This is a genomic window from Yersinia nurmii, assembly GCF_001112925.1.
Classification (GTDB): domain Bacteria; phylum Pseudomonadota; class Gammaproteobacteria; order Enterobacterales; family Enterobacteriaceae; genus Yersinia; species Yersinia nurmii.
In genome coordinates, this window is record NZ_CPYD01000019.1 from 14,497 (window position 1) to 34,794 (window position 20,298).

A 20,298-nucleotide genomic window follows, 5' to 3' on the forward strand; every position below is an offset into this window, starting at 1 on the left:
AGACGGCAGGCTCTCACAGCCGGGAGTCTGCTGGTGGTACGCACTGGTCACAGGGGCGCTCAAACCTAGGTTTGGGCGCCTATCAGGTCTAACTCCGACAGGAGCCAATCCGTGAAAGACTTATTAAAGTTTCTGAAAGCGCAAACTAAGACCGAAGAGTTTGATGCGATCAAAATTGCTCTGGCCTCGCCAGACATGATCCGTTCTTGGTCGTTCGGCGAAGTTAAAAAGCCGGAAACCATTAACTACCGTACGTTCAAACCAGAACGTGACGGCCTTTTCTGCGCCCGTATCTTTGGCCCAGTAAAAGATTACGAATGCTTGTGTGGTAAATACAAGCGTTTGAAACACCGTGGTGTAATTTGTGAGAAATGCGGCGTTGAAGTAACTCAGACTAAAGTACGCCGTGAGCGTATGGGTCACATCGAGCTGGCTTCTCCGACTGCACACATCTGGTTCCTGAAATCCTTGCCTTCGCGCATCGGTTTGTTGCTGGATATGCCACTGCGTGACATCGAACGTGTTCTGTACTTCGAATCCTATGTGGTTATCGAAGGCGGCATGACCAACCTGGAACGTCGTCAGATCCTGACTGAAGAGCAGTATCTGGACGCGTTGGAAGAGTTTGGTGATGAGTTCGACGCGAAAATGGGTGCAGAAGCGATCCAAGCCTTGTTGAAAAACATGGATCTGGAAGCAGAATGCGAAATCCTGCGCGAAGAACTGAACGAAACGAATTCTGAGACCAAGCGTAAGAAGCTGACCAAGCGTATCAAGCTGTTGGAAGCGTTCGTACAGTCTGGCAACAAGCCAGAGTGGATGATCCTGACCGTGCTGCCTGTGTTGCCGCCAGATCTGCGTCCATTGGTTCCTTTGGATGGCGGTCGCTTTGCGACTTCCGATCTGAACGATTTGTATCGTCGCGTGATCAACCGTAACAACCGTCTGAAACGCCTGCTGGATCTGGCTGCTCCTGACATCATCGTGCGCAACGAAAAGCGTATGCTGCAAGAAGCAGTAGACGCATTGCTGGATAACGGCCGTCGCGGTCGTGCAATTACCGGCTCGAACAAGCGTCCGTTGAAATCTTTGGCAGACATGATCAAAGGTAAGCAAGGTCGTTTCCGTCAGAACTTGCTGGGTAAACGTGTTGACTACTCAGGCCGTTCGGTTATCACCGTAGGTCCATACCTGCGTCTGCATCAGTGCGGTCTGCCGAAGAAAATGGCACTCGAGCTGTTCAAACCGTTCATCTACGGCAAGCTGGAACTGCGTGGTCTTGCTACCACCATCAAAGCGGCCAAGAAGATGGTTGAGCGTGAAGAAGCGGTTGTTTGGGATATTCTGGATGAAGTTATCCGCGAACACCCAGTACTGCTGAACCGTGCACCAACCCTTCACCGTTTGGGTATCCAGGCGTTTGAACCGGTTCTGATCGAAGGTAAAGCAATTCAGCTGCATCCGCTGGTTTGTGCGGCATATAACGCCGACTTCGATGGTGACCAGATGGCTGTTCACGTACCCTTGACGCTGGAAGCTCAGCTGGAAGCGCGTGCGTTGATGATGTCTACCAACAACATCCTGTCACCTGCGAACGGCGAGCCAATCATCGTTCCTTCTCAGGACGTTGTATTGGGTCTGTACTACATGACTCGTGACTGTGTTAACGCCAAAGGCGAAGGCATGGTGCTGAATGGCTCGAAAGAAGCTGAGCGTGTTTATCGCGCAGGCCTGGCGTCTCTGCACGCCCGAGTTAAAGTGCGTATTTCTGAAGAAATCCGTACTGCGGAAGGTGAAACTGTTTCGCAAACCAGCATCATCGATACGACTATCGGTCGTGCCATTTTGTGGATGATTGTCCCGAAAGGCCTGCCTTACTCTATCGTTAACCAGCCGCTGGGCAAAAAAGCTATCTCCAAGATGCTGAACACCTGTTACCGCATCCTGGGCTTGAAGCCAACGGTTATCTTTGCTGACCAGATCATGTACACCGGTTTTGCTTATGCAGCGCGTTCCGGCGCCTCTGTAGGTATCGATGACATGGTTATCCCTGAAGCGAAAGCTGGGATCATCGAAGAAGCTGAAACCGAAGTTGCCGAGATTCAGGAGCAGTTCCAATCTGGTCTGGTAACCGCGGGCGAACGTTATAACAAAGTGATCGATATCTGGGCCGCAGCCAACGAACGTGTTGCCAAGGCTATGATGGACAACTTGTCCGTGGAAGACGTCGTCAACAGTAAAGGTGAAGTGGAGCAACAAGTTTCCTTCAACAGCATCTTTATGATGGCCGACTCCGGTGCGCGTGGTTCCGCGGCACAGATTCGTCAGCTGGCCGGTATGCGTGGCCTGATGGCTAAGCCGGATGGTTCGATCATTGAAACGCCAATCACCGCGAACTTCCGTGAAGGTTTGAACGTACTTCAGTACTTCATCTCAACCCACGGTGCTCGTAAAGGTTTGGCGGATACCGCATTGAAAACTGCGAACTCCGGTTACCTGACCCGTCGTTTAGTTGACGTGGCACAGGATCTGGTTGTAACCGAAGACGATTGTGGTACCCATAACGGTATCGTGATGACTCCGGTTATTGAAGGTGGCGATGTTAAAGAGCCACTGCGCGATCGCGTTCTAGGTCGTGTGACCGCAGAAGAAGTCTTGAAGCCGGGTACGGCTGATATTCTGGTTCCGCGTAACACCCTGTTGGACGAAAAATGGTGTGATCTGTTAGAAGAAAACTCCGTCGACAGCGTTAAAGTTCGTTCAGTTGTAAGCTGTGAAACCGATTTCGGTGTGTGTGCAAACTGCTATGGTCGTGACCTGGCGCGTGGGCACATCATCAACAAAGGTGAAGCAGTGGGTGTTATTGCAGCACAGTCCATCGGTGAGCCGGGTACTCAGCTTACGATGCGTACGTTCCACATCGGTGGTGCGGCATCTCGTGCGGCAGCAGAATCCAGCATTCAGGTTAAGAACAAAGGTACGCTGAAACTGAGCAACGCCAAGTTCGTTATGAATGCAGCAGGTAAGCTGGTTATTACTTCTCGTAATACCGAGCTGAAGCTGATCGACGAATTCGGTCGTACTAAAGAAAGCTACAAAGTGCCTTACGGTGCCGTAATGGGCAAAGGCGATGGCGCAGAAGTCCAGGGCGGGGAAACCGTTGCCAACTGGGATCCGCACATCATGCCAGTTGTGACCGAAGTGAGCGGTTTCATTCGCTTCGCGGATATGATTGACGGCCAGACCATTACCCGCCAGACCGACGAACTGACCGGTTTGTCTTCTCTGGTAGTTCTGGATTCCGCAGAGCGTACCGGTAGCGGTAAAGACCTGCGTCCAGCACTGAAAATCGTTGACGCTAAAGGCGACGATGTATTGATCCCTGGTACTGATATGCCGGCTCAATACTTCCTGCCAGGCAAAGCGATTGTTCAGCTGGAAGACGGCATTCAGATCGGTGCTGGTGATACTTTGGCGCGTATTCCGCAAGAATCCAGCGGTACCAAAGATATTACCGGTGGTCTGCCACGTGTTGCTGACTTGTTCGAAGCACGTCGTCCGAAAGAGCCTGCAATCCTGGCTGAAATCAGCGGGATCATCTCGTTCGGTAAAGAGACCAAAGGCAAGCGTCGTCTGGTGATTTCACCGTTGGATGGTAGCGATGCATACGAAGAGATGATTCCTAAGTGGCGTCAGCTCAACGTGTTCGAAGGTGAAGTTGTAGAACGCGGTGACGTGGTTTCCGACGGCCCAGAATCTCCACACGACATTCTGCGTCTGCGTGGCGTTCACGCCGTGACCCGTTACATCACCAACGAAGTGCAGGAAGTTTACCGTCTGCAAGGCGTTAAGATTAACGATAAACACATCGAAGTTATCGTTCGTCAGATGTTGCGTAAAGGCACCATCGTTGATGCAGGTGGCACCGACTTCCTGGAAGGCGAGCAGGCAGAAATGTCTCGCGTTAAAATCGCTAACCGTAAGTTGGCAGCTGAAGGCAAAATCGAGGCCACGTTCACTCGTGACCTGCTGGGTATCACCAAGGCATCCTTGGCGACCGAGTCCTTCATCTCTGCAGCATCGTTCCAGGAAACTACGCGTGTTCTTACCGAAGCGGCCGTTGCCGGTAAACGTGATGAACTGCGTGGCCTGAAAGAGAACGTAATCGTGGGTCGTCTGATTCCAGCCGGTACCGGTTACGCTTATCATCAGGATCGCATGCGTCGTAAAGCTCAGGGTGAAACCCCTGTTGTTCCGCAGGTTAGCGCGGACGAAGCAACTGCCAACCTGGCTGAATTGCTTAACGCAGGTTTTGGTAACAGCAAAGACTAATCGCTTTGTTCGTCACCCAAGTAAAAACCGCTCCTCCGGGAGCGGTTTTTTTTTGCCTGAACTAAAGAGAACTGCGGCCTAGATAATCATCCCAGTCTTTCCATACCGGCTGTAAGCCAGCTTGGGTTATCGTCTGTGCTACCTGTTGTGGCGAGCGATTATCATGAGGTGCAAACTGTTCCAATTCCGGATGTTCGTTATCGGCATAACCACCCGGCTGGGTTTTCGAACCGGCGCTGACGCTGTTAATTGCCACCGGAATAACGTGATCGCGGAAGAAGGGCGATTCTCTGGTGGATAACGACAGTTCCACATCTGGTGCGAACAGTCGGAAGGCGCAAATAAGTTGCACCAACTGTGATTCGCTCATCAGTGACGCTGGCTCAATTCCGCCCGCGCATGGACGCAAACGTGGAAACGAGATGGAATAGCGGGTTTGCCAGTAAGTTTGTTGCAGATAAAACAAATGCTCAGCCAGCATATAGCAATCGGTGCGCCAGTTATGAGACAAACCGATCAGTGCGCCCAAACCGATCTTGTCGATCCCCGCGCGGCCCAAACGATCCGGCGTGGTAAGTCGCCAATGGAAATCCTGCTTCTGTCCACGTAAATGATGCTGATGGTAGGTGGCAGTGTGATAAGTTTCCTGATACACCATCACCGCGTCCAAACCCAAGGCTTTTAGCTCGGCGTACTCTTCTTCTGCCAGCGGTTGCACCTCCATCATCAGCGAGCTGAAACGGCGGCGAATAGTGGGTAAATGCTGCCTAAAATAGTCCATTCCCACTTTGGTTTGATGCTCACCGGTAACCAACAATAGATGCTCAAAGCCCAGCGCTTTAATCGCTTTGCACTCGCGAATAATTTCCTCTTCATCCAACGTCTTGCGCTTAATCCGGTTGCTCATTGAGAAACCGCAGTAGGTGCAATCATTGGCGCACAGATTAGAGAGATACAGCGGCACATAAAAACTGACGGTATTACCGAAACGTTGGCGAGTAAGCTGTTGAGCTTTCTGTGCCATCGGTTCCAGATAAGCTAACGCCGCCGGTGAAATTAATGCCATCAGGTCTTCCCGATCCGGCTTGCTACTATTTAACGCCCGTTCTACATCACGGGCGGTTTTACTGTTGATGCGCAGTGAAATGTCATCCCAATCTAACTGCTGCCAGCGATGACTAAAGTCTTCAGGCATTATGCCGTTCCTCACTTTGGCTAAGGAAACCAGTCAGTGGGCTGGTGGCGCTAGCCTGTTGTTGGCGAGGGCCTAAACCAGCCTGACGAGCCAGCGTTCCGGCTTCGACGGCCAGTTTAAATGCCTGCGCCATTTGCACAGGTGATTGGGCAACGGCGATGGCAGTATTGACTAGAACCGCGTCTGCGCCCAATTCCATAGCTTCCAACGCATGGCTAGGTGCGCCAATTCCAGCGTCGACCACGACAGGTATTTTGGCTTGTTCGATAATAATCCGCAGGAAATCACGAGTCAGCAGCCCTAGATTCGAGCCAATCGGAGAAGCCAGCGGCATCACTGCGGCACAGCCAACTTCTTCCAAGCGTTTGCATAGCACCGGATCTGCGCTGCAGTAAGGCATGACCACAAAGCCATCTTTGACCAGAATCTCTGCCGCTTTCAGGGTTTCTACTGGATCTGGCAGCAGATATTTTACGTCTGGATGTACTTCCAGTTTGATCCAATGAGTGCCCAGCGCTTCCCGAGCCAACCGCGCAGCAAACACGGCTTCTTCTGCAGTTTTTGCTCCAGAAGTATTAGGCAGTAAACGAATACCAAGCTGTTGTAACGGAGCCAGAATAGCGTCATTACCTGATTTCAGGTCCACCCGTTTCATCGCCATGGTCACTAACTGCGATTCAGAGGCCCGCAATGCGTCCAGCATCAAGGCTGGCGTGGCAAATTTTCCCGTTCCGGTAAATAAACGTGAGGTAAAAGTGGTATCAGCAATTTTCAACATATCAGCCTCCGGCAATCGCTTGAAACAGCAAAATGTCATCGCCATTCATTAACAAATGGTGGTCCCAGTTATCACGGGGAATGATGGTTTGATTAATAGCCAGCGCGGCGCCCGGCTGGTCATAACCCAATTGGCTTAGCATGGCATTGACGGTCAGGTTATCTTCCAACTCGATGAGTTCATCATTGATCGAAACTTTCACTCGGTTTCTCCACAGATTTGGCAGTGGCTGGCTTTGCTTAAGCGCAGAGTGCTCCAGTTTTGCTGTTTTCCATCAAATAAGCGCAGTTTTCCGCTCAGCGCCGATGGCATTCCTGCCAGCATCTTTATCGCTTCTAATGCTTGCAGGGTGCCGATGACACCGACAACTGGGCCAAGTACGCCGGCGGTGCGACAATTTCTTTGCTGTGTTTCTTTTCCGGGATAAAGGCAAGCGTAGCAGCCGTTGGCGTAAGGTGGTTCGATAATTAATAATTGACCGCTGAATCCGACGGCGCTACCGCTAATCAAGGGTTTTCCAGCTTGTACGCAGGCAGCGTTGACCTGATGACGGGTTTCCATGTTATCGCAGCAATCCAGCACCAGATCGGCGGCGGCAACGGCGTCGGCCAGATCGCTACCAGCTAAACGCCTCTCAAGGCTGATAGTTTCAATTTGCGGGTTAAGGTTCTGTAAATGACGCTGAGCTAACTGAGCTTTGCTCTGGCCGATATCAGTGGTGCGATAAAGAACCTGCCGCTGTAGGTTACTGATATCCAATGCATCGTCATCGGCTAGCCACAGTTTTCCAACTCCCGCAGCGGCTAAATACAGCGCGGCTGGAGAGCCCAGGCCGCCCAGGCCGACAATCAGCACGCTAGACTGCTTGAGCTTCTGTTGCCCCTCCGGGCCGATATCTTCCAGCAATAATTGGCGGCTATAGCGTAGAAAATCCTGATCGTTCAACTGTTCATAAGACATGAATTGTTTCCTTACCTTCAACCAAACGTAGTAATTCCGCGGTTGCGTGCTGCCAGTTTTCCGCACGAGTAATGGCACTGACCACGGCAACGCTGCCCACGCCGCTGGCGACTACCTGCGGCACGCGCTCCATACTGATGCCACCAATGGCAACCGTAGGGAAATCGGGAGTTTTGGCAACCTGACGGGTTAAAGCCGCCACCCCCTGAGGAGAAGAGGGCATTTGCTTGGTTTCCGTTGGGAAAATGTGCCCCAAAGCGATATAAGACGGGCGCAGTTCCCGTGCTAGCGCCAATTCTTGCTCATTATGAGTAGACACGCCGAGGCGTAAACCGGCGCGCTGGATGGCAGGTAAATCGGCAATTTCCAGATCTTCCTGCCCCAGATGAACGCCGTAAGCACCGTATTTCATGGCTAACTGCCAGTAATCGTTGATGAATAGCCGAGCCTGATAACACTTACCTAAGGCAATAGTGGCGGCAATTTCATCCTCGATCTGTATATCCGTTGCGTCTTTGATACGCAGTTGCAGCGTAGTCACGCCAGCTTTCAGCATGCGCTCGATCCATTCCAGTGAATCCACTACCGGATAAAGTCCTAGCCGATTTTCGGTGGTAGCAAAAGGTGCGTCAGGCTTGTTCATCATTGATCTCCACCTGACGAATGCTGGCACTGTGGTATAACTCGCTGCCACGAGAACGGAATTCGGCGGACATTTGTTCCATGCCGGATTGCTGGCTTTGCAGTGATGGTTGGATCTGGATGTTTTGAGCCTCTGCCTCCTGCGCCGCCGCGTAGTCACGCACTTCCTGTGAGATCTTCATCGAACAGAATTTCGGCCCACACATGGAACAGAAGTGAGCCACTTTGCCGGACTCCTGCGGTAGGGTTTCATCGTGATATGCACGTGCGGTTTCAGGATCTAACGCCAGATTGAACTGATCTTCCCAACGGAATTCAAAACGAGCTTTGGACATAGCGTTATCGCGAATCTGTGCGCCGGGATGCCCCTTGGCTAGATCTGCAGCGTGAGCGGCGATTTTGTAGGTAATAAGCCCTTGTTTAACATCTTCTTTGTTTGGCAGACCCAGATGTTCTTTCGGCGTGACATAACACAGCATGGCGCAGCCAAACCAGCCGATCATGGCGGCACCAATGCCTGAGGTGAAATGATCGTAACCCGGTGCGATATCGGTGGTTAGCGGCCCCAGCGTATAGAATGGCGCTTCGTGGCAATGTTCCAGTTCTTCGGTCATATTGCGGCGGATCATTTGCATTGGTACGTGGCCGGGACCTTCGATCATCACCTGCACGTCGTATTCCCAGGCGATCTTGGTTAACTCGCCTAAGGTATGCAATTCGGCAAATTGCGCTTCATCATTGGCATCTTGAATAGAACCAGGACGCAGGCCGTCACCCAGTGATAATGAAACGTCATAGGCAGCGCAGATTTGGCAGATTTCGCGGAAATGCTGATACAGGAAATTTTCCTGATGATGGGATAGGCACCATTTGGCCATGATCGAACCGCCGCGGGAGACGATGCCGGTCAGACGTTTGGCGGTCATGGGGACGTAACGCAGCAGCACACCAGCGTGAATGGTGAAGTAATCCACTCCTTGCTCGGCTTGTTCCAACAAAGTGTCGCGGAACATTTCCCAGGTCAGGTTCTCTGCCACGCCGTTCACTTTTTCCAGTGCCTGATAGATAGGCACAGTACCGATAGGCACCGGGCTATTACGTAAAATCCATTCGCGGGTTTCGTGAATATAGCGGCCGGTGGACAAGTCCATTACGGTATCCGCGCCCCAGCGGGTGGACCAGACCAGTTTTTCCACTTCTTCTTCGATAGAGGAGGTCACTGCGGAATTACCGATATTGGCATTCACTTTTACCAAGAAATTCCGGCCAATAATCATCGGCTCAGATTCTGGATGGTTAATATTGGCGGGGATAATGGCGCGGCCAGCGGCGACTTCCTGACGAACAAATTCCGGCGTCATATTTTCCGGTAAATTGGCACCAAAGGCTTGTCCCAGATGCTGGTGGCGTAACACTTCGCCGCGAATACGTTCACGGCCCATGTTTTCCCGAATAGCGATAAATTCCATTTCCGGCGTGACGATACCCGCTCTGGCATAGTGCAGTTGGGTCACGCATTTACCCGCAATGGCCTTTTTAGGGCGTGGCAAATGCTCGAAACGCAAATGATCCAAACCTTCGTCCGCTAAACGCTGCTGAGTGAAACCTGAGCTTGCGCCCTCCAGCATTTCGGTATCCTGGCGATCGGCGATCCAGCTATCGCGTAGTTTCGGTAATCCTACGTGAACATCCAGTTTGGCCTGAGGATCGCCGTAGGGACCAGCGGTGTCATAGACTGGAATCGCTTCGTTATCTTCATAGCGAGGATCGTCTTTGCCGCCGCCGATCAAGGTGGGGCTGAGCTGGATCTCACGCATCGGCACCTGAATGTCCGATCTTGAGCCTTGCAGGTAGATCCGTTGAGAATTAGGGAAGCTAACGCCTTGCAGCGTATTGATAAACTGCTGGGCATCTTCACGCTGTTCTTTGCGTGGGCGGGCTTTGGGTTTAGCTGATGTAGCCAATGGAGAAGCGGGAGTATTATTAGACATAGCAAATTCCTACCAGTGTGGTTTATCGGGAAAATTGCTTGTCTGGAGCTTGGCGGGAGTAACAATGTTAGCCAAGTGCGACGGATCTCATCCACGAAAGGTGAAAGCCGTGCTATAGCGATAAATTACTCTTGTTCCCTTCGCGGGTACTAACCCGATCAGGTTCCGCGGATCCCGAATTAACGGTCTCAGCCTGCGCGTTGCTTGAATAAAAGCCTGCGCTAGGCACTCCGACAAGAAGCCTCAGTATAGGAGACAGAATAAAAACTACAAGTCTGTCTTATAAGCTATTTTATTTGTCGTTTTGGATTTGGGCTGTGATCCAAATGCTCACGACTCAGTGTAAGCTCCAGTTTGCGTATCAGACCCGCGCGAATGATGGCGTCAATTCGTCGGATCTTCGGTGGCCGCAGGGTGAGCGGTTTCCCAGGATTCGGCGGCCAGTTGGATCAGCTTATCTTCCAGAGTAAAACGAGCGTCCAGCGCTTCGCCGATGTCCGATAATGCCTGATGGAATTCGAAGCAGCTATCCTGATCGATCTCATTGTCGGTATAGCGATCGTGGAAAGCCATGATAGTTTGAGTGTTATCTTTTAGCGCCGGATAGAACTTGGTTGCCAGCGCCATTTTGGGGCTAGAGGCACCTTCTACCTGCTTGATTATTCGGTCATAAATATGGAAGTGGCCGGAGGAGAGGTAATCCACCAGATTATGGCAAAAGTTATCCAGCGCTTTTTGATTGAGCGGGGTATGCTTTTCCTTTAGTGGTTTGATACCGATCACGGTGCAATACGAGACTAACAGTTCTTTGCGTGCATGAAGCCATTGATCAATTAATTCATTACTGCCGCCAACGCGTTGAGTCAGGCTTTCCAGTCGGTTGAGCATGATTGACTCCGTGAGTAAGAAAAAGTAACGGTAGGTTACAAAAATGTAACAAGCCAGATTCTAGATTGCCAGTGAAGTCGAGGTTGTGCAACAACGATATGGAACTACAACTTACAGGTGAGGAACATGGCTGGTGGATCGTTAGCCATGAGAACAAATTGTGGCTGCCAAAAGGGGAATTTCCCTACGGTAGCGCGGCACTTTGGTCATTACAGGGGAAAACGGCTCGACAGATTGGCGAGTGGCAAGGGCAGGCGGTTTGGTTGATTCGCCAACTGATGTCCAGCGAAATGGGATCGGTGCGTCAGTTACTGGATGTAGATCGCGGTTTATTCCAGTTAGCTGGTCGTGGCGTGCAATTAGCGGAGTTTTACCGATCTCACCGCTTTTGTGGTTACTGCGGTCATCAAATGCATGCCAGTCGCACTGAATGGGCCTGTCTGTGCAATCATTGCCGTGAACGTTATTATCCACAAATCGCGCCCTGCGTAATCGTAGCGATTCGGCGCGGCGAAGAAATTCTGCTGGCTCAGCATGTGCGTCATCGTGGCGGCATTCATACGGTATTAGCAGGTTTTGTCGAAGTGGGCGAAACGCTGGAACAGGCGACCGCCCGCGAAGTGATGGAAGAAAGCAATATTCGTATTAAAAATCTACGCTACGTGACCTCGCAGCCGTGGCCGTTCCCGCATTCATTGATGATAGCTTTTATGGCGGACTATGACAGCGGCGAACTGCGCCACGATCCAAAAGAATTGCTCAACGCCAATTGGTATCGTTACGATCAACTGCCGCTGTTACCGCCGCCCGGCACCGTTGCCCGCCGTTTAATCGAAGATACCGTGGCATTGTGCCGCACCGTACAGGACAGCTAAATCAGGCATGCTACAATAGCGCCAGATAATTAAGGGAGCCCCATATGAATGAGTTGAAGAACGATCGTTATCTGCGCGCCTTACTTCGTCAGCCCGTAGATGTTACCCCAGTATGGATGATGCGACAGGCGGGGCGTTATTTGCCAGAATACAAGGCAACTCGCGCGCTGGCCGGGGATTTTATGGCACTGTGTAAAAACGCAGAGTTAGCCTGTGAAGTCACTTTGCAGCCTTTGCGTCGCTATCCGCTGGACGCGGCGATCCTGTTCTCCGATATTCTGACCATTCCTGACGCAATGGGATTGGGGCTTTATTTTGAAACGGGTGAAGGCCCGCGTTTTCAATCACCGATTACTTGTCGTGCCGACGTCGAAAAACTGCCAATACCGGATCCAGAGCAAGAGCTGGGCTATGTCATGAACGCAGTACGTACCATCCGCCGCGAGTTGGCAGGGCAAGTGCCGCTGATCGGTTTTTCTGGTAGCCCGTGGACGCTGGCGACCTATATGGTCGAAGGCGGTAGCAGCAAAGCCTTTACCAAGCTGAAGAAAATGATGTATGCCGAACCGGCTACGCTGCATCTGCTGCTGGATAAATTGGCCGATAGCGTGATTCTGTACCTGAATGCGCAAATTAAAGCCGGCGCGCAGTCGGTCATGGTGTTTGATACTTGGGGCGGCGTATTGACTGGCCGTGACTACCTCGAATTCTCCCTGCAATATATGCACAAAATTGTCGCCGGTTTGATCCGCGAGAACGACGGCCGTCGTGTGCCGGTCACTCTTTTCACCAAAGGTGGTGGACAGTGGCTGGAAGCCATGGCGGCAACCGGTTGTGATGCATTAGGGTTGGATTGGACTATGGATATCGCCGAAGCACGTCGTCGCGTGGGCGATAAAGTGGCTCTACAAGGCAATATGGACCCATCGGTGCTGTATGCACCAGCAGAACGTATTCAGCAGGAGGTGGGCACGATTCTGGCTGGCTTCGGGCATGGCGAAGGCCACGTGTTCAATCTGGGTCACGGTATCCATCAGGATGTGCCGCCGGAGCACGCGGGTGTATTCGTTGAAGCGGTACACAACCTGTCACGCCAGTATCATGTATAAATTAAGATCGCGTATAAATTAATATTTCGCATCGATAAAACCACGTCTAAGCGGAGGAAACAGGTTGGATACTCAGGGATTGCGTCAGGAACAACGACAGCGAGCCGCGGAAATTATCCTCCATGACGATCCTGACTTCAGGGTTCCGCGATTGATTGCCGGTGCCGACGTTGGTTTTGAGCAACAGGGGACGGTAACGCGAGCGGCTATCGCCATTCTGCGCTACCCTTCCCTGGAGTTAGTGGAATATCAAATAGCCAGAGTTGCCACTTCCATGCCTTATATTCCGGGCTTACTCTCTTTTCGTGAATATCCCGCCTTGATGGCGGCTTGGGCGCAGTTACGGCATTGGCCCGATTTAGTGCTGGTGGACGGGCAGGGTGTTGCGCATCCACGTCGATTAGGCGTAGCCAGCCATTTTGGCCTGCTGGCGGATGTTCCCACCATTGGTGTAGCGAAAAGTCGCCTGTGCGGTCAGTTTGCCCCTTTAGAAACCAATACGTTGCAACCATTGATTGATGGCGATGAACAATTGGGCTGGGTATGGCGCAGTAAACTGCGCAGTAAACTGCGCTGTAATCCGCTGTTTATTTCACCCGGCCACCGTATCAGTATGGATAGCGCGTTGGTTTGGGTTCAAAACTGTATGCGGGGTTACCGTTTACCGGAGCCAACCCGTTGGGCTGATGCTATAGCGTCGAATCGACCTGCTTTTCAGCGTTGGTTGGCAATATCGAAAAAATGTTAAAAAACTCGCCGGACCCTTTGTCAGATATCAGTCCGGCGGGAAATATTACCAAACCACATCCCCGTCGTTGGCGTAAATCCTACAGGCTTTTAGCGTATTGTTATTACAAATCTCCAGCGCATCTTCCAGTACGTTATTTTGTTTATCAAACCAGCCCCAGCTATCGCCATCTTCACTCAATGCAAAAGCTCGTGGCGATTCCGCGGCTAAAAACTGTTTATAAGCCTCTCGTCCACTTTCTTTATTGCGTTCGCTAAAAGGAACACTTTCGACGTCATGGATACTGGCGAAACCGCTGGCTTCGTTTCGGCTGGGCGCAGTGATGTCTGTGACAATCGCCGTTGGTAAACCCAGTTCGGTCAAAAACATCGCCACAGGAGGCCACCAGAACTGGACTCCATCTTGCCACTGGAAAAAAGCATGGCCTTCATTGGCAAAGGGCTTTAACGCAACAAAACGTGGCATGACTACATGGGCACCATTAGTGTTTAGCCAATTTTCTCGATATGACTCAAACATGGCCTGACCCAGCTCAATCGAGAATAACGAATCGTTTTCCGTGTAAACCCATAACGAGGGAAGGGAGGAGTGTCCTGCCTGCTGCATAGTTGCCATCAAGGGTGTTTTCCAGTCGCAGTCAGGCCAGTTATAACCGCCCGCCATATTAATCAGGCCTTTCACGCCCTGCATCTCCTGTTCTCCGGCCTTCATGGTGATAAGTCCTCCTACGGAGTGACCGGCAATAATGATTTTCTCATTATCCACATAGGGCAGCTGGCGGGCATGGCTCAGAGTGGCGTTTAGTTCTTGCAGTGAACGGGAAGCGTAGCTTTCAGGTTGGCAGGGCACGGTGTCAAAAGGTCCTTCAGAACCACCAAATCCGAAACGCTGTGGTGCCATTACGACATAGCCGCGTTTTACAAACTCGCGAGCCGCAACGTGAAAGCGCGTACGCTCATTTGGGTTTCCGTCAGGATCAATGCCGTGATTGAGAATAACCAGCGGAAAAGGGCCATTTCCCGCCGGTTGGTACAGATTAATCCGGATTGTGAATATTTTCCCCGATGAGGCCTCAATAACAGGTTGATAAACGATAGTTTCACGTAATACCTTATCGAGTAGATCGGCAGAGAGCGCTGTCTCAGCGAAGAATAGAAGACTAAAGATCCATTTATTTTTTAATAATGCTTGTATCATTGGGTCACTCCGGTTCCGTTGGCATTGACCTGCTTAATAGCAAGAAGATGTTTTGCTGTGATCGATCAGGCGGTTTGCATCTTGCGCTGATGATGAATCTGGCATGATCTGATACAGCGTTGGCGTGATTGGAAGTGGGACGAAGCAGGTGTAAGTGTATTTATTTTCTAGTAAATAATTAGCTTTGTACCAATTAGTCACCTTGGCAGGTTAGCATGAAGGATGATTGGCATTTCTGAAATTATCTTATTCAGCACCGACCGAGGCGGTTTTTCTCTCATAGGTATATGATTTAATTTCGGGTACACTGCCGCGCAGATAATGAAGAATGAGATCTGATCATGTTACGTAACCCAATCCATTTACGTCTCGAAAAGCTGGAAAGTTGGCAACATCTGACTTTCATGGCGTGCTTATGTGAGCGTATGTATCCGAATTACCAGAAATTTTGCCTGGAAACCGAATTTGGCGATCCGGCGGTTTATCGACGTATTCTGGATTTGATCTGGGAAACGCTGGTGGTAAAAGACGCCAAAGTGAACTTCGATAGCCAACTGGAAAAGCTGGAAGAAGCGATACCTTCTGCTGACGATTACGCCATTTACGGCGTGTATCCAGCCATTGATGCCTGCATTGCATTAGGTGAGGCCATTCACTCGCGTTTAAGCGGTGAAACTCTGGAACATGCTATTGCTATCAGTGAGACATCAATTCGCACCGTTGCCATGCTGGAAATGACTCAGGCTGGCAAAGAAATGACCGACGAAGAACTGAAAGTTTTACCGGCGGTTGAAGAAGAATGGGACATCCAATGGGAGATTTTCCGCCTGTTGGCCGACTGTGAAGAACGCGATTTAGATCTGATCAAAGGGTTACGATCTGACCTGCGAGAAGCTGCTGTGAGTAACATTGGCATAAATTTAACGCAATAAGGCAAGAAAACGTGATTTAACGCCTGATTTGTCGTGCCTTAAGGCTTCACATCTGCCCCCTGTCTGTTCTACATTTGGGGGGCGAAAAAAAGTGGCTATCGGTGCGTGTATGCAGGAGAGTGCTGTCATTCGGCATATCCGTCGCACTCGATGCTTTGCAAACGATAAACACACTGTAAGGATAACTTATGAATAAGACTCAACTGATTGACGTAATCGCGGACAAAGCGGACCTTTCCAAAACCCAAGCTAAAGCTGCTTTGGAGTCCACTCTGGCTGCCATTACCGAGTCTCTGAAAGAAGGCGAGCAAGTACAATTGGTTGGTTTCGGTACTTTCAAAGTGAATCATCGTAACGAACGCACTGGCCGCAACCCACAGACCGGTAAAGAAATCAAAATTGCTGCAGCTAACGTTCCTGCGTTCGTTTCTGGCAAAGCACTGAAAGACTCTGTTAAATAATAGTGTGTCAGTGAAAATAATAAACAGAGGGGTGGCAAAGCCCCTTTTGTTTATGCGGCGGGTGCTGGTGACCTTGGGTTTTGCCATTGGTCTCAGCGCCTGTAGCAGCCATTCCGATTCCCCCCAGTTCAGTGCCAGCGGTTACATTGCCGATAGCGGCGTAGTTCGTATCTGGCGTCAGGATGATTCTCAGCAACATCCCCAAGTGATCATGAGCGTTTACAGCCCCTACCAGAGCGGTGTCACTCGCGTGGTTTTCTATGAATATCAGCACGGTATTCTGCGCCAAATTCGGCGAAGCGATATCGGCGAAAATCCAGAAACCATCCAACTGCGTTTTGATGAACAGGGTGCGGTGAGTTTTATGCAGCGCCAACTGGCCTCGCGCCGCGAGCTGCTGACGGCGGATGAGATAGCTTTTCATCAGTTTGAAGCCAAACGTATTCTGGAACTGAGTACCACGCTACGTGCCGGGAATGTGAATCTGATTCAAGGGCGCTTGCAAAATGGCGTGCTGACGAGCTGTAGCGGCAGCGTTCAGCGGCCTAAGTTTGAAGACTATGCACAGACGTGGCTGGCTAAACGGGCGAGTAATACGCAGCAACCACTCGGTGTCGCTTGGTTGAATGCGCCGGAAGGGCAAGAGTTGTTGTTAGTCGCAAATGAAGATTTTTGTCGTTGGGAGCCAGAGCCCGGCAGTTTGTAGCATTAATAACAAGTTATTAAGCGTGCTTGTATCGAAATGGATGTTTGTCGCCTGAACTGAAGAAGAGGGCACAGACGTTGCGCCCTCTGAAATACTCTATTATTTACCGCGAGCGATAGCGCGATAGCCGATATCTTTCCGGCAGAAACTACCTTCCCAATGAATGTCTGAAGCCAACTGATAAGCCCGTTGCTGCGCATCTGCGACGTCTTTGCCTAAAGCGGTCACGCAGAGCACTCGGCCACCGCTGGTCACCACTTCATTGTCAGCCAGGCGGGTTCCAGCGTGGAACACCTTTTCACCGGCGATTTCCTGCTGTGGCAACCCGTGAATGACATCTCCCTGACGATATTCAGCAGGGTAGCCGCCCGCTGCCAGTACCACGCCTAATGAAGGTCGCTCATCCCAGTCGGAGGTTTTCTCATTCAGCTTGCCTTGAGCGCCAGCCAGACAGAGCTCGACCAAGTCAGAACGCATTCGCAACATGATTGGTTGAGTTTCCGGATCGCCAAAGCGACAGTTGAACTCAATCACTTTAGGTTGACCCTCTGCAGAAATCATCAGGCCAGCATAGAGGAAACCGGTATACACATTACCTTCCGCCGCCATACCGTGTACCGTTGGCCAGATAACCTGATCCATCACTCGTTGGTGAATTTCATCGGTTACGACCGGAGCCGGTGAATAAGCGCCCATACCGCCAGTATTCGGGCCAGTATCGCTATCGCCAACCCGTTTGTGATCCTGACTGGTTGCCATCGGCAATACGTTTTCACCATCTACCATGACGATAAAGCTGGCTTCTTCGCCATCGAGGAATTCTTCCACCACGATACGATGGCCCGCATTGCCAAAAGCGTTGCCTGCCAGCATGTCGTGAACAGCGGTTTCCGCCTCTTCCAGCGTCATCGCTACGATCACGCCTTTACCAGCGGCCAAACCGTCAGCTTTGATGACGATAGGTGCGCCGATCTTACGAACGTAGGCCAAGGCCGGTTCGATTTCGGTGAAGTTTTGGTAAAACGCCGTCGGAATATCATGACGAGCAAGGAAGTCTTTGGTGAAGGCTTTAGAGCCTTCCAATTGAGCCGCAGCCTGAGTTGGGCCAAAGATAGTCAGACCCGCTTCACGGAAAGCATCCACCACGCCAATCACCAGCGGAGCTTCCGGGCCAACGATGGTCAGACCGATATCGTGGCTTTTAGCGAAAGCGACCAGACTGGCGATATCCGTTGCCGCTATATCAACGTTTTCCAGTCGCGGTTCCAGTGCGGTACCGGCATTACCCGGAGCCACATAGATTTTATCCGCCAGAGGTGACTGCGCGGCTTTCCAGCCTAAAGCGTGTTCGCGACCGCCATTACCAATAATCAAAATATTCATCGGGATAACTCCGTGAGGTTAATTAATGACGGAAATGGCGCATATCGGTGAAGATCATGGCAATACCATGTTCATCTGCAGCGGCAATCACTTCGTCGTCGCGGATCGAACCGCCCGGTTGAATCACGCAGGTAATACCCACTGCGGCTGCAGCGTCAATACCGTCACGGAACGGGAAGAAAGCATCGGACGCCATGGTGGAACCGACAACCTGCAAGCCTTCGTCCGCGGCTTTGATCCCGGCGATCTTGGCGGAGTAGACGCGGCTCATCTGGCCTGCGCCTATGCCGATAGTCATGTTATCGCGAGCATAGACAATGGCGTTGGATTTCACGAACTTCGCCACTTTCCAGCAGAACAATGCGTCGCGTAGTTCCTGCGCCGTTGGCTGGCGTTTGGACACTACGCGAAGATCCGCTTCAGTCACCATACCTAAATCACGATCTTGCACCAGCAAACCGCCGTTGACGCGTTTGAAATCCAGACCGGCAGATCGTTCCTGCCATTGCCCGCAGGTGAGAACGCGCACATTCTGTTTGGTTGCTAATAGTGTCAGGGCATCCGCGGTAACGTTTGGGGCGATAATCACCTCGACAAACTGGCGGCTGATAATGGCCTGAGCGGTTTCGGCGTCCAGCTCGCGGTTAAAGGCGATAATGCCGCCGAACGCGGAAGTCGGATCGGTTTTATATGCGTTGTTGTAGGCTGCCAGAATGGAATCCCCGATAGCTACGCCACATGGATTTGCGTGTTTGACGATTACACAGGCTGGCTCGCTGAATTCTTTCACGCATTCCAGCGCGGCATCGGTATCGGCGATGTTGTTATAAGAAAGCGCTTTGCCCTGTAGTTGTTCTGCGGTAGCAACGGAAGCTTCTTTCACTTCCTCTTCTATATAGAAGGCGGCCTGCTGGTGGCTGTTTTCACCGTAACGCATATCCTGTTTCTTTATATAGTTAAGATTCAGAGTTCGTGGGAAGCGGCCAGCAGGCTGCTCGGTATTGCCGTGATAGGCAGGAACCATAGCGCCGAAGTAGTTGGCGATCATGCTGTCGTAGGCGGCAGTATGCTCAAACGCTTTAATAGCCAGGTTGAAGCGAGTTGGGTAAGTCAGGGAGCCGTCGTTGTTATCCAGCTCGGTGATGATTGCCGCGTAGTCGCTGCTCTTCACCACGATGGCCACGTCTTTGTGGTTCTTCGCGGCGGAGCGCACCATCGTTGGGCCGCCGATATCGATATTTTCAACGGCGTCCTCTAAGGAGCAATCCGGGCGAGCAACGGTTTGGGCGAAAGGATACAGATTTACTACGACCATATCGATCGGCTGAATATCATGTTCTGCCATGATGGTATCGTCCTGATCGCGACGACCGAGAATACCGCCGTGAATTTTAGGATGCAGGGTTTTAACACGGCCATCCATCATTTCCGGGAAACCGGTGTAATCAGAAACTTCGGTAACCGGCAGACCTGCGTCAGCTAGCAGGCGCGCGGTGCCGCCGGTGGAGAGCAATTCGATGCCACGCTGAGAAAGCGCTTCGGCGAATTCAATGATACCTGCTTTATCAGACACACTAAGCAGAGCACGGCGGATTGGACGGCGTTGTTGCATGGTTTTATCCCTTGGCTTTGGAATCGCAGTTTTTCATTCGCTATTAATAGAGCGTTACGTGAATCTCTACCTTGCACTTCTCTCTATATAGAGAGGAACAGATTCAGATAACGTCCCGAAATGGGTTTCCTGCCAGGTACAAAGGAGTGGCACTGCGTGAAAAGTGGAAAAACCCGCCTAATTTCAGCTCCGCTTGTATCCTTTTGCCAATAATCGATCTGCAGAGACAATATTTAACGAATATCGACACGCATTTTCGACGCGGGGAATTGTAGCGAAAACGATTGCGTGATGCTCGTCAATTTTCAGTTCAGATTGCATCTGTGGATAAGTTTGTGCACAACAAGGTATAAAGCGGGGTTTTGCTGTGGAATGCAGCAAACGATCATTTTAATTGAAATTAGCAGTTGCGGCCTGCGCGGAACTCCCTATAATGCGCATCCATCGAGACGGCACACAGCGAATCAAGTCACTGAGTGGCCGGCAAAG

General features: G+C 51.2%; 17 protein-coding genes and 1 riboswitch. Of the genes, 7 read left to right on the forward strand and 10 right to left on the reverse strand.

What is annotated here, in order from left to right:
- Window positions 1-111: 111 nt before the first annotated feature.
- Complete coding sequence (gene rpoC, locus AD970_RS17740) at window positions 112-4,332, forward strand: DNA-directed RNA polymerase subunit beta' (protein ID WP_049602160.1); 4,221 nt, start codon at window positions 112-114, stop codon at window positions 4,330-4,332.
- 61 nt (window positions 4,333-4,393) lie between these two features.
- Here the strand turns inward: rpoC and thiH are convergent, their stop codons facing one another.
- The 7 genes from thiH to AD970_RS17775 all read right to left on the reverse strand — a co-directional run bounded on the left by thiH (window position 4,394) and on the right by AD970_RS17775 (window position 10,786).
- Window positions 4,394-5,527: a 2-iminoacetate synthase ThiH gene (gene thiH, locus AD970_RS17745; protein WP_049602162.1), complete on the reverse strand. Its 1,134-nt coding sequence runs from the start codon at window positions 5,525-5,527 to the stop codon at window positions 4,394-4,396.
- Window positions 5,520-6,305 carry a thiazole synthase gene (locus tag AD970_RS17750; RefSeq protein WP_049602163.1) on the reverse strand — a complete coding sequence of 262 codons (786 nt, stop codon included), beginning with the start codon at window positions 6,303-6,305 and terminating at the stop codon, window positions 5,520-5,522. Before AD970_RS17750 ends, thiH begins: the two co-directional genes overlap by 8 nt.
- Window position 6,306: 1 nt before the next feature.
- A complete protein-coding gene (gene thiS / locus AD970_RS17755) occupies window positions 6,307-6,507 on the reverse strand; it encodes a sulfur carrier protein ThiS (protein WP_049602165.1) in 201 nt (66 codons plus the stop codon).
- Window positions 6,504-7,265 (reverse strand): HesA/MoeB/ThiF family protein, encoded by a 762-nt coding sequence (locus AD970_RS17760; RefSeq protein WP_049602168.1) that lies wholly within the window; start codon window positions 7,263-7,265, stop codon window positions 6,504-6,506. The genes thiS and AD970_RS17760 overlap by 4 nt, the downstream gene beginning before the upstream one ends.
- Window positions 7,255-7,911 (reverse strand): thiamine phosphate synthase, encoded by a 657-nt coding sequence (gene thiE / locus AD970_RS17765; RefSeq protein WP_084728197.1) that lies wholly within the window; start codon window positions 7,909-7,911, stop codon window positions 7,255-7,257. Before thiE ends, AD970_RS17760 begins: the two co-directional genes overlap by 11 nt.
- Entirely contained in the window at window positions 7,895-9,898 is a 2,004-nt protein-coding gene (gene thiC / locus AD970_RS17770; protein ID WP_049602173.1) for a phosphomethylpyrimidine synthase ThiC, read from the reverse strand. Before thiC ends, thiE begins: the two co-directional genes overlap by 17 nt.
- 118 nt (window positions 9,899-10,016) lie before the next feature.
- A riboswitch (TPP riboswitch) is annotated at window positions 10,017-10,141 on the reverse strand.
- 141 nt (window positions 10,142-10,282) lie between these two features.
- Window positions 10,283-10,786: an Rsd/AlgQ family anti-sigma factor gene (locus AD970_RS17775; protein ID WP_049602176.1), complete on the reverse strand. Its 504-nt coding sequence runs from the start codon at window positions 10,784-10,786 to the stop codon at window positions 10,283-10,285.
- Window positions 10,787-10,884: 98 nt separating this feature from the next.
- On the opposite strand from AD970_RS17775, the gene nudC reads away from it, so the two are divergent.
- From nudC to nfi, 3 genes are all read left to right on the forward strand, one after another.
- The gene (nudC, locus tag AD970_RS17780) at window positions 10,885-11,661 is read left to right on the forward strand and encodes an NAD(+) diphosphatase (protein WP_049602179.1); all 777 of its coding nucleotides are present in this window, start codon (window positions 10,885-10,887) and stop codon (window positions 11,659-11,661) included.
- Between the two features lie 44 nt (window positions 11,662-11,705).
- Window positions 11,706-12,770: a uroporphyrinogen decarboxylase gene (gene hemE, locus AD970_RS17785; RefSeq protein ID WP_049602181.1), complete on the forward strand. Its 1,065-nt coding sequence runs from the start codon at window positions 11,706-11,708 to the stop codon at window positions 12,768-12,770.
- 64 nt (window positions 12,771-12,834) lie between these two features.
- Complete coding sequence (gene nfi, locus AD970_RS17790; RefSeq protein ID WP_049602184.1) at window positions 12,835-13,518, forward strand: deoxyribonuclease V; 684 nt, start codon at window positions 12,835-12,837, stop codon at window positions 13,516-13,518.
- A gap of 45 nt (window positions 13,519-13,563) precedes the next feature.
- Here the strand turns inward: nfi and AD970_RS17795 are convergent, their stop codons facing one another.
- Complete coding sequence (locus AD970_RS17795; protein WP_053215286.1) at window positions 13,564-14,715, reverse strand: dienelactone hydrolase family protein; 1,152 nt, start codon at window positions 14,713-14,715, stop codon at window positions 13,564-13,566.
- A 341-nt stretch (window positions 14,716-15,056) separates the two neighbouring features.
- Here AD970_RS17795 and AD970_RS17800 point away from each other — a divergent pair, with 341 nt between their 5' ends.
- The 3 genes from AD970_RS17800 (at window position 15,057) to AD970_RS17810 (ending at window position 16,814) form a co-directional block, all read left to right on the forward strand.
- Window positions 15,057-15,647 (forward strand): YjaG family protein, encoded by a 591-nt coding sequence (locus AD970_RS17800; RefSeq protein WP_049602187.1) that lies wholly within the window; start codon window positions 15,057-15,059, stop codon window positions 15,645-15,647.
- Window positions 15,648-15,835: 188 nt separating this feature from the next.
- A complete protein-coding gene (hupA, locus tag AD970_RS17805) occupies window positions 15,836-16,108 on the forward strand; it encodes a nucleoid-associated protein HU-alpha (protein WP_049602190.1) in 273 nt (90 codons plus the stop codon).
- A gap of 52 nt (window positions 16,109-16,160) precedes the next feature.
- Window positions 16,161-16,814, forward strand: a complete 654-nt coding sequence (locus AD970_RS17810) for a DUF1481 domain-containing protein (RefSeq protein ID WP_049602193.1) — start codon at window positions 16,161-16,163, stop codon at window positions 16,812-16,814.
- A gap of 99 nt (window positions 16,815-16,913) precedes the next feature.
- On the opposite strand, the gene purD is transcribed toward AD970_RS17810, so the two are convergent.
- Window positions 16,914-18,197 carry a phosphoribosylamine--glycine ligase gene (gene purD / locus AD970_RS17815; RefSeq protein WP_049602195.1) on the reverse strand — a complete coding sequence of 428 codons (1,284 nt, stop codon included), beginning with the start codon at window positions 18,195-18,197 and terminating at the stop codon, window positions 16,914-16,916.
- Between the two features lie 22 nt (window positions 18,198-18,219).
- On the reverse strand, window positions 18,220-19,809 hold the full coding sequence (purH, locus tag AD970_RS17820) for a bifunctional phosphoribosylaminoimidazolecarboxamide formyltransferase/IMP cyclohydrolase (protein ID WP_049602197.1): 1,590 nt from the start codon (window positions 19,807-19,809) through the stop codon (window positions 18,220-18,222).
- Between the last annotated feature and the right edge of the window lie 489 nt (window positions 19,810-20,298).

Coding starts and splice junctions, on each gene's coding strand:
- thiH (WP_049602162.1), bottom strand. CDS start 5,527: ATGCCTGAAGACTTTAGTCATCGCTGGCAGCAGTTAGATTGGGATGAC.
- AD970_RS17750 (WP_049602163.1), bottom strand. CDS start 6,305: ATGTTGAAAATTGCTGATACCACTTTTACCTCACGTTTATTTACCGGA.
- AD970_RS17760 (WP_049602168.1), bottom strand. CDS start 7,265: ATGTCTTATGAACAGTTGAACGATCAGGATTTTCTACGCTATAGCCGC.
- thiE (WP_084728197.1), bottom strand. CDS start 7,911: ATGATGAACAAGCCTGACGCACCTTTTGCTACCACCGAAAATCGGCTA.
- thiC (WP_049602173.1), bottom strand. CDS start 9,898: ATGTCTAATAATACTCCCGCTTCTCCATTGGCTACATCAGCTAAACCC.
- AD970_RS17775 (WP_049602176.1), bottom strand. CDS start 10,786: ATGCTCAACCGACTGGAAAGCCTGACTCAACGCGTTGGCGGCAGTAAT.
- nudC (WP_049602179.1), top strand. CDS start 10,885: ATGGAACTACAACTTACAGGTGAGGAACATGGCTGGTGGATCGTTAGC.
- hemE (WP_049602181.1), top strand. CDS start 11,706: ATGAATGAGTTGAAGAACGATCGTTATCTGCGCGCCTTACTTCGTCAG.
- AD970_RS17795 (WP_053215286.1), bottom strand. CDS start 14,715: ATGATACAAGCATTATTAAAAAATAAATGGATCTTTAGTCTTCTATTC.
- AD970_RS17800 (WP_049602187.1), top strand. CDS start 15,057: ATGTTACGTAACCCAATCCATTTACGTCTCGAAAAGCTGGAAAGTTGG.
- hupA (WP_049602190.1), top strand. CDS start 15,836: ATGAATAAGACTCAACTGATTGACGTAATCGCGGACAAAGCGGACCTT.
- AD970_RS17810 (WP_049602193.1), top strand. CDS start 16,161: ATGCGGCGGGTGCTGGTGACCTTGGGTTTTGCCATTGGTCTCAGCGCC.
- purD (WP_049602195.1), bottom strand. CDS start 18,197: ATGAATATTTTGATTATTGGTAATGGCGGTCGCGAACACGCTTTAGGC.
- purH (WP_049602197.1), bottom strand. CDS start 19,809: ATGCAACAACGCCGTCCAATCCGCCGTGCTCTGCTTAGTGTGTCTGAT.